Source organism: Mycobacterium sp. (genome assembly GCF_049281135.1).
Lineage (GTDB): Bacteria > Actinomycetota > Actinomycetes > Mycobacteriales > Mycobacteriaceae > Mycobacterium.
Window position 1 is genome coordinate 1 of the sequence record NZ_JBAPRN010000179.1, and the last position, 10,040, is coordinate 10,040.

Annotated in this window: 9 protein-coding genes and 1 tRNA gene; 6 read left to right on the forward strand and 4 right to left on the reverse strand. The window is 62.8% G+C overall.

All coding sequences use genetic code 11. The features are described 5' to 3' along the window. Positions 1-154: 154 nt before the first annotated feature. Positions 155-1,366, forward strand: coding sequence for a cytochrome P450 (locus WAN02_RS07185; protein WP_422263472.1), 1,212 nt, complete (start codon positions 155-157; stop codon positions 1,364-1,366). Between the two features lie 2 nt (positions 1,367-1,368). Next, positions 1,369-1,863 (forward strand): hypothetical protein, encoded by a 495-nt coding sequence (locus WAN02_RS07190; RefSeq protein WP_422263473.1) that lies wholly within the window; start codon positions 1,369-1,371, stop codon positions 1,861-1,863. A 17-nt stretch (positions 1,864-1,880) separates the two neighbouring features. Here WAN02_RS07190 and WAN02_RS07195 read toward each other — a convergent pair whose 3' ends face one another. Continuing rightward, positions 1,881-2,780, reverse strand: coding sequence for an FkbM family methyltransferase (locus tag WAN02_RS07195; protein WP_422263474.1), 900 nt, complete (start codon positions 2,778-2,780; stop codon positions 1,881-1,883). Positions 2,781-3,074: 294 nt separating this feature from the next. On the opposite strand from WAN02_RS07195, the gene WAN02_RS07200 reads away from it, so the two are divergent. Continuing rightward, entirely contained in the window at positions 3,075-4,238 is a 1,164-nt protein-coding gene (locus WAN02_RS07200; protein WP_422263475.1) for a glycosyltransferase, read from the forward strand. On the opposite strand, the gene WAN02_RS07205 is transcribed toward WAN02_RS07200, so the two are convergent. Beyond that, positions 4,229-5,443 carry a tetratricopeptide repeat protein gene (locus WAN02_RS07205; RefSeq protein WP_422263476.1) on the reverse strand — a complete coding sequence of 405 codons (1,215 nt, stop codon included), beginning with the start codon at positions 5,441-5,443 and terminating at the stop codon, positions 4,229-4,231. The genes WAN02_RS07200 and WAN02_RS07205 overlap by 10 nt on opposite strands. Positions 5,444-5,843: 400 nt before the next feature. On the opposite strand from WAN02_RS07205, the gene WAN02_RS07210 reads away from it, so the two are divergent. Further along, positions 5,844-6,761, forward strand: coding sequence for a PPE family protein, SVP subgroup (locus WAN02_RS07210; RefSeq protein ID WP_422263477.1), 918 nt, complete (start codon positions 5,844-5,846; stop codon positions 6,759-6,761). A gap of 87 nt (positions 6,762-6,848) precedes the next feature. On the opposite strand, the gene WAN02_RS07215 is transcribed toward WAN02_RS07210, so the two are convergent. After that, positions 6,849-7,631, reverse strand: coding sequence for a hypothetical protein (locus WAN02_RS07215; protein ID WP_422263478.1), 783 nt, complete (start codon positions 7,629-7,631; stop codon positions 6,849-6,851). A 311-nt stretch (positions 7,632-7,942) separates the two neighbouring features. Continuing rightward, positions 7,943-8,016, reverse strand: a tRNA-Leu gene (locus WAN02_RS07220). A gap of 369 nt (positions 8,017-8,385) precedes the next feature. Between WAN02_RS07220 and WAN02_RS07225 the strand changes: the two genes are divergently transcribed. Further along, positions 8,386-9,573 (forward strand): PPE family protein, encoded by a 1,188-nt coding sequence (locus tag WAN02_RS07225; RefSeq protein WP_422263479.1) that lies wholly within the window; start codon positions 8,386-8,388, stop codon positions 9,571-9,573. An 86-nt stretch (positions 9,574-9,659) separates the two neighbouring features. Beyond that, positions 9,660-9,956 carry a WXG100 family type VII secretion target gene (locus WAN02_RS07230; protein WP_422263480.1) on the forward strand — a complete coding sequence of 99 codons (297 nt, stop codon included), beginning with the start codon at positions 9,660-9,662 and terminating at the stop codon, positions 9,954-9,956. Positions 9,957-10,040: the final 84 nt, after the last annotated feature.

The window sequence follows — 10,040 nt, forward strand, 5'->3', positions numbered from 1 at the left end:
CGACAAGGCTGAGGAGATCCAGCTCGCCGCACTCCGGTTCAAGTTGATCGAGCCGACGCTGCCCAACGGTCGAGCACACGCCCCGGTGTGGGAGATGCACGCCACCCGCATCGACTGAGATGTCCCAGCAAACTGGCGGTAGGTTGACAAGGCGATGACCGACAACGACGTGCCTGGAGATGGCAACGTGGCTTCGCCTCCGCTGCACCACAAGGAGAGTCCGTTCTTCGCAGCAGACCGCGCGGCCTACTGGCGCCACCTTCGCGAGCTTGGGCCGGTGGTGAAAATTGACACCGGCGACCCGACACTGCACGGCTTCTATCTCACCCGCCGGGACGATGTGCGAGCGGCGTTGCTCGACCCGGAAACGTTCATGTCGCCGCCGAAAACCTTTGCGATTCATTTGTTCGGCGCACCCCTTCCACAGGTGCCACTCTCCTGCGGTACGCGAACAGAGCATGCCCGTTTCGGCAGCGTGTTGCATCCGCTCTTCAGCCCCAGAGCGTTGGCCCCGTTCGCGGGGGACTTGCGTTCCAGGGCAGCGAAATTGATCGACAAGGTCGCGGCCAGAAGGCAGTGCGACGCAGCCGAAGTCGCCGACACCTATGCGTGCCAAGCACTTTTCATGGTGTGCGGGTTGCCACCAGAAGACACTCGGGCGCACGAGATGACCCGGGCTGCTGTAATCGGCGACACGACCGGGCAAGCCCAGCTTGAACTCGTCAAGTGGCTGAACACCAGCTTCGACGCCGGGCTGCGAGATCCCGAGCGGCCACCCGGCGTTCTGTGGCCACTACTGGAACGACTCGTCGGCGACCCAAGTTTTCCGCTGAGCCAAGTCGAAGTGGTGTCGGTCATTCTGTTGTTATTCTCCGTTGCCGGTATCGAAATGGTGGCCTCAGCAATTACTTTCGCGCTGCTACATCTCGCACGCGATCCGCAGTTACGGGCCCAGTTACGCGAGGACCCAGCTCAGATTCGCGCGTTCGCCGAAGAGATCTTCCGACTCGAGCCGCCGGGGCCGGGCATACCGCGGGTGACCACGAGGGAAGTCGAGATCGGCGGCGTCACGATCCCGAAGCTCAGTTCAGTGTGGCTGGCGCTGGAAGCCGCCGGTAGATCCGACGGCGGAGAGGAGATATCGAGGGGCGGCGACGGAGAGGTCCAGCGCCAACGCCACTGGGCATTCGGCGGCGGCATCCACCGATGCTTGGGCATGCACCTGGCACGCCTTGAGATGGATTCGTTTTTGACCGAGTGGTTGCATCGCATCCCGGATTTCGAACTCAAACGAGGCTTCACGCCGATGGTCGTGCATAAACCGACCAGCGTCACTCACCTTCGCCGCCTCAAACTCCGCTGGTAGCCATGACCGGCGACACCTACGACGCTGCCCTACAGCACCACATCAACGGGTTCCTGACGGCCCTCGGCAAACGTCCAGATGAACTTATCCTGAAGCGCCTTGCCAACATCGAACAACCGAACCCGCAGGACGCGGAAGACTTCCGGCGCTACGTCAATGATCTGAAAAGGGCATATGGCCAAGGCTTGCTGGGCATGTACCAGCGGATCGAGTCACACGGCCGCGCCATCTGTGCGTTGACCGAGGAAACCGAAATCACCGACCCGGTCCGGCAGATCATGAAGTTGGTCGCGCTGGACGGCGAGGACGTACCGAACATACTGACGAGCTTCGACGAAGCGGCGAAGCAGCTCGATCCCGTCGCAATCCTGCGGCTGCTCATGGCATTGCAAGGTGCCAGTACCGGCGGAGTGCCGCGTCAAGCTCGGCGGGACGAGTTGATACTCGACTTCACGGCATATTGCCTGACGCGCTTTCCCCCGTCCGACGACAATTGAGCTCGCTTGTCGCAGGCCTACAGACCCAGATACCGTTGCGAGCTTCCGGTCTCTAGCACTTGCCTTTCCTCCAGTAACACCAGGCACTGAAACGCCAGGTCGAACGACCTGTAACAGTGGTGCGCTATCAATGCCAAGTGTTTCAGCTGCTCATCGGCAATCAGGTCCGGGTGGGTGAAGTCACGCACATAAACAATGTCGGCCTCCGTGAGCTGATTGAGCCAGTGGGGAGCCACACCGCCAACCGTAAAGTTGCCGATCCGCCTACCCCTCACTTCGGTGAAGCAGTGCGGAACGAACCCCTGACGGCGTAGCTCTGAATCAACCTCCCCGAAAGGCGGTTGGTTCTGATACCACGTCATGAACGACACCTCGGTCTGAATTGCCACAGTCTCGGCGAGCTTCGCCGTCCCGTTCTGGAACACAGGCAGTTCACCTCCCTGGATATCGATCTTGAGCAAGTCGAGGTGCTCGATCTCCTCAATGTCGTCAAGCCGACGCGTTTCGACTGCTATCCGTTGAATCACCTCAGCGAACGGTTGGAGAGACGGGAAAAGTCCCAGAGTTGCCGGGTTTGGCTCGAGCAGGCTCGTCATACCGGATGCACGACAGATCTTTAAAGTGTGTGAGCTACCGTCACCAACCGCGTAGGGCAGATACAGCTCGTTCGGGCCACCCGTTCGTTGGAGCGTGAGTAACGCCTCTTGCTGCGGCTCGAATCCGGTTACCCGGCAGATGCCGGCATGGAGCATCGGTAAGTAGGGAGGTTTGCCGCCGTCGTTGGGATTCGCTCCGACATCTACAACGTGCGTCAGGCGCGAAGGTGATACCAGTTCTCTAAGCGGGTTCAATTCACGCCCTCCAACAGTCCGGAACGCCGGGAACGTTACCTTGAAGTCCCTTACCCCCGCCTCCATCGCGCACGGGACCACGGCGGGCAGCAGAGCAGGTCACGAGGCTGTCCAACATCGCGACGATGGTCTCCATCAGAGTCGGCCGCGTCTGGCGATCCTGGCGGAAGAAGTTTCCGCTTCGAACCGTGTTGCAGCCCAGTCAGATTCGCCGATTGAATTTGGACCATGTTGCGGATTCGTCGACGACATGACTCATTGACGTCGAAAGCCGCTGTGGCGCAGCATTCGTCGGTCGGTTCGCTTGGCGGGTGAACGACCGCTCGTACGCTGGGGCACGGCCTGGGTTAAACTCCGCCGATGAAAATGGTACTCGCCGCCTACGGATCTCGTGGCGACACCGAGCCTTTCGCCGCCGTCGGCCGGGAGTTGCTGCGCCGGGGTCACGACGTGTGCATGGCGGTCGCACCCGCGATGGTGGGGTTGGTCGAGTCGGCGGGTCTTGCGGCGGTCCCCTTCGGCCCGGAGTCGCTCGCGTCCAGCCGCAACCGGTCGCCCCAGGATCCGGCCGGCGCGGTGGTGGACGAGACCAAGGAGTACTTGTCCCGCGCCATGGCGGAGTGGGGCACGACCTTGACGACGTTGGCAGACCGGGCCGACTTGCTACTGACAGGCAGAGTCGAGCAGCAACTGGCTGCCAATGTCGCGGAGTACTACAACATTGCCCACGCCACGCTGCACTTCTACCCGGCCGCGCACTTGCGTCAAAGTGGCTGGGTCGGCGACGCAATGGAGGAGGCTGAACTCGCTCATCGCCGCACATTGGGACTGGCTGACGCGGCGGAACCCTCGCGGCGAGTCCTCGAGATTCAGGCCTACGACGCGTTCTGTTTTCCCGAGCAGGCAGCCGAGTGGGCGGGCGAAGATAGTTGGCGACCCTTCGTGGGGACCCTGACGCTGGAGTTGCCGACCGAAGTAGACAACGAGGTGTTGTCCTGGATCGCCGAGGGAACGCCGCCCATCTACTTCGGCTTTGGCAGCGGCGTATGGCTCCAACACCCCGCTCACACGTTGGCCCTGATCAGCGTCGCCTGCGAGCGCTTAGGTGAGCGGGCGTTGATTTGCGCTGGAGCGAGCAACTTCGCGAACGTCCCGCAATCTGACCGGGTAAAAGTTGTGGGCGAGATGAACCATGCCGCCATTTTTCCGGCTTGCCGCGCGGCGGTTCATCAAGGTGGCGCCGGTACGACCGCCGCGGGCATGCGGGCTGGAATACCCACATTGATCCTCTGGCACCCGACCAACGATCAGCAGCTGTGGGCAGACGCCGTCACGCGGCTGAAAGTGGGTTCAGGGCGGGACTTCTCGGCCAGCAACCTGGGTTCGCTGATCGCAGATCTGGAATCCATCCTCGACCCGCAATGCATCACTCGGGCGCGCGCGATAGCGGACCTCGTGACAAAGCCCGCAGTGAGCGCCGCGAACGCCGCCGATCTGCTGGAAGGCGCTGGCAGCTACCGCTGAACATCAGCCAGGTCTCGGGACGCCGAAATCCTCTGCCGATCACCATCGGGAATATCAGGACGGGCCAACAGGCGCATCCACAATGCGAACGCCTCATTGTGCTCGCCTATGCAGAACCCGCATCTGGCCTGCAGGTCGGCTGAACGCCACGTGTAGACGTCCGGATAGGGCACGATCATGTCGTCCGCGGGCAGCGGGATTTCGGCGGCGCGCTCGGCAAAGAGGTAACCGAGCCGGTAGCGCTGCTCGTTGAAGTAGTGCAGGGCAATGCAATAGAAGGGCTCCGCGCGGGTCGGCCGGAACTCCCAGGCCAGCATGTATGCGTCTTGAACAGCGAGCCATGGCGTACCGAGCTGCTCCAGCGATTGGGCGACCCGGAGCATCGCCACGTAGATCTCCTCGTCCGTGCCCCCGATCTCAATCTTGCGTCCAAACCATCTGCGCGCGTTGGCGAAATCGCCTGAATCGAAATACACCTGGGCCAGCGCGGACACCGAATGCGCATCGTCGGGATTGCGTCGCACTGCAGGCAGTAGTCGATCGATGAAACGCTGGTAGGGATCCACCTCGCGAGATATTTCAGCGGTGTTAACGACACTATCCACGGCGGCCAGTATTTGGGCTTCTGTCACCTCGAGGTTCAGCTCAGCCGCGAGACGGCGGATCACATCGACGGGCGCGGCGCGGAGCTCCTCGAAGTCAACGGTGACGGTCGCGGCGCCGGCTAGCGCTCTGTCGCGCGAGGCGATGAGGCGCGCGGTCGACGCGGCTCGCTCGTGCTCATTCGGCAACCAGCCCAGTCGATTCAGAGACGCCACCACCTTGTCGAATTCCCGGTTCACCACAACCGGGACGATCGGCCCCCAGGCCTCGCGTATGAAATCGACCGCGAGGCAAAGGCACGGATCCTTGGCGCCAGATCGGCGTCCCGCGACTCGGGCAGCGCGGCGATGGTCGTCGGCCCAACTGCGCAGTTTCGACAGCAACAGACTGGGCTCCATTTGGAGTTGATCGCCAGGCTCGCTAAAGGCTCTGCTGCACAACTGGTGTAGCCCTGACTCTTCCCAGCTTTGACTGATTTCGCGATAGGCAAAGCTGAATTCGGTGCCCATGTATACGCCTAGGTGGTGCAGCACGCCGGCGACGGCTGACGTACCTCCGCACCGCGGGCCCAATACGACAATGATCGGCTCAGTAGACGCCATGATCATCTCCAACCGTCCGGAATGCGGGGAACGTTACCCTGACGGTCCTTCCGCCGTCCGAATCGTGAAGTCGACCATCGACGCACCGCCATTGACGTCACAAAGTCGTTGACAAGCTTCAGCTTTCGTCGTTCTGTCTCGTGATGTTTCACGGCGCATGGTGGTCACGGCCATATCTGCAAGCTGCACGAGGTGCGGGGCTGATATCGCGGCCGCCACGGCCGGATCTGCGTGACATTGGCGGTCCCAACCGACCGCTTGGCTCAATCGCCCATTCGCGACCGGCCACCTGTGCCCATTAAAAACCGTAAGGGCGCATGCATCCCGTCGCCGCTTTTGCCATCGGTAAAGCGCACGCCGCGTCGTCCACCTGTTGAACATCGGGAACCTGGAGTGATTCATGGCATACGTGAGCACAGCGCCCGCCGCGATCGCCGCGGCCGCGACCCAGCTCGAAGGCATCGGCAACTCGTTTGCGTCGGAGAGCTCGGCCGCCGCAGCCCCGACCACAGGCCTCGCCCCCGCGGGTGCCGACGAGGTATCGGCGCTGCAGGCCGGCGTGTTCTCCACCTACGGCCAGCTCTACCAAACGGTCAGTGCTCAAGCTGAGGCCATTCACCAGCAGTTCGTGAGCATGTTGCAGAGCTCGTCGAGCTCCTACTCAGACACCGAGGCCGCCAACCAGGCCGGGGCCGCGGCGTCCTCGCTGTCCAACGCGACGAGCGGGGCGTCGAGCGCGGCCTCCAGCGCGGCGCCGACCACCATCACCGGCCTCATCTCCAGCCTGACCACCTTGCTGACCACCGGAATCGCCGGCGGCTTGTCCAGCAACCTGATCCAGGTGCCGCTGGACGAGGTGGGTAACTTCGCCTCCGCAGAATCGGACTTGATCGGTATGGGCGGTGGCGGTCTGATGACCGCGCTGGCCGGTCCCTCGACCGCGTCGGCCGACTTCGGCGGCCTGGGCACTGCCTTGGCCACCGACGTCAGTCCGGCAGGCGCCGTCGGTGCGGCCGGTGGTCTCAGCGGAGCCGGCGCTGCACCGGTGCTGGCCGCGGCCGGCGGAGGATCGTCGATCGGCCAGCTGTCGGTACCGCCCAGCTGGGCCGGCGGAGCCGGAATCCCCGGGGCGAGCACGCCCGTCACCCTGGCGTCGCAGAGCTGGACCGCTGCACCCGGCGGGGTGTCGGCCGGATCTCCGGGCACCGTGGCCGGCATGCCCGCGCTCGCCAACGGCGGTCGCGGCGGCTCGAGCTTCGGAGCCCCGCGCTACGGCGTCAAACCCAAGGTCATGCCCTCGATCCCCAAGCCGATCTAGGAACCCAACCCGGCCAACGACGGCCAATAAAACTTCAAACAACCACGGCGGCCTACTTGCCGCGGCGATCAATTGCGGATTCGTCGGTTACTTCAGCCAGCCCGGGTCAAAATGGCGGTCAAAGACATATGTTCCGGCATGGCGTAAGCGAACCCAGGGCGCCGCATAGATCTTGAAACCATGGCTCCGCGCCTGCCTACAGAAATTAAAGTCCTCCGCTATCAACCGGCCTAACCCAGGCTCGATTGCCGTGGAGTAAAACTCTTTGATCGCTTTTCGGCCTGGTAGATAGTCTGATAAATATTCGGCAGCGTCTTCGGCCAGGGCTTCGAACACGGCGCGCTTGATGAGCATGAACCCGGTACCTCCGGCTTCAATTTCGAACAGCCCGTCAGGGTCGGCATCCTCCGCTCCGCCAGAACCATCCAGAGGTTTCAATACGAATGAGCCGGCATAGTCGCTTAACCCATCGGGCGGCACGCCAGCCCTGACCGCCTCCGAGACGCGCGCCCAATCGATTTCTCTCTTGGGATATATCCCACACACGATGTCCTTGTCAGCTATCAGCATGCTGATTATGTCCGTGGCATCGAACCCGATATCCGCGTCAATCCACATCAAATGAGTAGCCGGAGATTCTAGAAATTGCTGGGTCAAGACATTCCTGGCGTTCGGCACGAGGGCTTCATTCCAGAAGGCGTACAACAAATCAACCCGGTTTCTCAAAAATACAGCGGGTAACTCAACCATCGACACGGTGTAAATCCCGGTGGCCGTGCCCCCATACATGGGTGTACCTATGAACACGGTTGGCGTGGACACATCGCTGACAACCTTTTCTCCCGCGTCCGCACCGAGTTCGAAAACCATCGCGCAACTATATGTTGTCGACACGCATGCCGCTCACGGCCTCAAAGCCATCGTTGGCGGAGCAAGCGAGGTCACAACTGGCCTGGAAGCGACCTGAGCCAGCTGGACACTGCGGATCCAGGTGGACCGTCCGGCCCGATTCGCTGGTCGCGGCCAGCGCCATCCGGGCCGTTAAGAAACCGTCAAGGCGCTATGTCGGCCAGGCATGGTGTTGCCAAGGTGGACCGTGGACGCGTCGTCCACCCGCAGCACAGCTTCTCCCCTAAGAGCACCCTGAGTTCAACCTGAGACTACGCACCTGCGTTCCGACGTGCCCCCAGTGGGATTCGAACCCACACTGGGCGGATTTTAAGTCCGCTGCCTCTGCCGATTGGGCTATGGGGGCCAGCGACGAATGTAGCGCGTGGCTGCTGAAACCCTGACCCGGCGTCCGAAACGGCAGGTCGGTAAAACCCGCGTGTTAAAAATTCCGTCCGAACGTTAAGAAGCCATTAACGCGGTATGCGGTCGCGCTCAGGTTACGCGAAGGTAGACCCGTGGACCCGACGCCGGATTCCAGCACTCACTGACACTGACCACTGTGGCCGACCCCTCGGGGCCGGCCGCTTTCCACACAGGAGAGACACATGGCATACGTGAGCAGAGCGGCCGCCGCGATCGCCGCGGCCGCGGCGTCCGACTAGGAATTTAGGGCGGCCAATGGTGGCCGGTTAAGCCTCAAACACAATCCGATCAGCAAGAGACGGGATTAAAAATGGTCTTTGACTTCGCAGCGCGGCCCCCAGAGGTCAACTCCGCACTCATCTACGCCGGCGCCGGCGTAGGCCCGCTGACGGCCGCCTCGACGGCGTTCGGCACCCTGAGTGCGGAATTGAGCTCGAACGCGGCAGCCTACGAGTCGGTCATCTCCCAGCTCTCCGGCTCGGAATGGCAGGGACCGTCGTCACAGGCGATGGCCGCCTCGGCCCAGCCCTACATCGACTGGCTGACCACCACTTCCGGGCAGCTACAGCAAGCGTCCACGCAGGCCATCGCGTCAGCGGCGGCCTACGAGACGGCCTTTGCCGCCAGCATCCCGCCCCCAGTTATCGCCGCCAACCGGGCGGCATTGGCAGTGCTCGTCGCGACCAACTTCCTGGGCATAAACACCCCGGCGATCATGGCGAACGAGGCCCTCTATGCCGAGTTTTGGGCGCAGGATGCCGCCGCGATGATGGGCTACGCCGCCGCCTCGTCAGCCGCCGCGACGCTCTCACCGTTGACCCCGCCGGAACAAAACACGAACCCGGCCGGGCAGGGACAGCAAGCGTCGGCGGTCAGCAGCGCCGCCAGCAGCAATGGCACCTCGTCGACGCTCAACAACACACTCGGTAACCTGCAAAACGCGGCGAGTGCGGCCGCTAACCCGGCGGCGGACACCCCCACCTCCATCCTGTCCGCTCTCAACAGTTTGTTCGGCACACCGATCATGGTCAATGGCATTTACAACATCGGTGTCACGCTTTCCTGGAACACCGCCATGATGACCGCCACGTTGCCACTTCTCGGCCACTTCCTCGCCGGCTCTCCGTTCGGCGTCACCATCAGCGACACCACCCCACTCGGCGCCGGTTTGGGCTTCGGCACGACGTTGGCGGGCGCATCCTCGGGCGCTGGCGGCATTGGCGGCGCAACCCTGGCCGGTGTGGGCTCGGCGTCATCGGTCGGCGGACTATCGGTGCCGGCCTCCTGGTCTGCGGCCACCCCTGCGGCCGCTGGCGAGATCACGTTGGCGGGGTCGACCGGGACCGCCGCCGCAGCTCAGACCGCTGGCGTCGCGGGTGGCGGCATGAACGGCATCATGCCGGGGATGGCCGCCGCCGGCGGCAAGTCCGGCATGGGCATGGGCGGACCACGCTACGGCGGCAAGCCCAAATTCATGCCCACAAAGGTGTTCGTCTAGGCGTTACACGGCAGGCGTGCCGCCTTCCTACGACGAATCGTCAATCTCGGCCGCTAGCAAACAAACGCACACGATAGGAGAAGCAAGTGCCTTCACGTTTTATGACTGACCCGCACGAGATGCGGTCGATGGCGGGCCGTTTCGATGTGCACGCCCAGACCGTTGAGGACGAGGCCCGCAAGATGTGGGCATCGAGCCAAAACATCGCCGGGGCCGGCTGGAGTGGCACCGCGCAGGCCACCTCCTACGACACCATGGGCCAGATGAACACCGCGTTCCGCAACATCGTCAACATGCTGCACGGGGTGCGCGACGGTCTGATCCGCGACGCCAACAATTACGAGTCCCAAGAGCAGGCCTCGCAGCAGATCCTGTCCAGCTAGCCGATCACCGAAACGTCTTAGGAGAACCCTCATGTCGATCAGTTACCAGTTCGGCGACGTGGATGCCCACGGCGCGTTGATCCG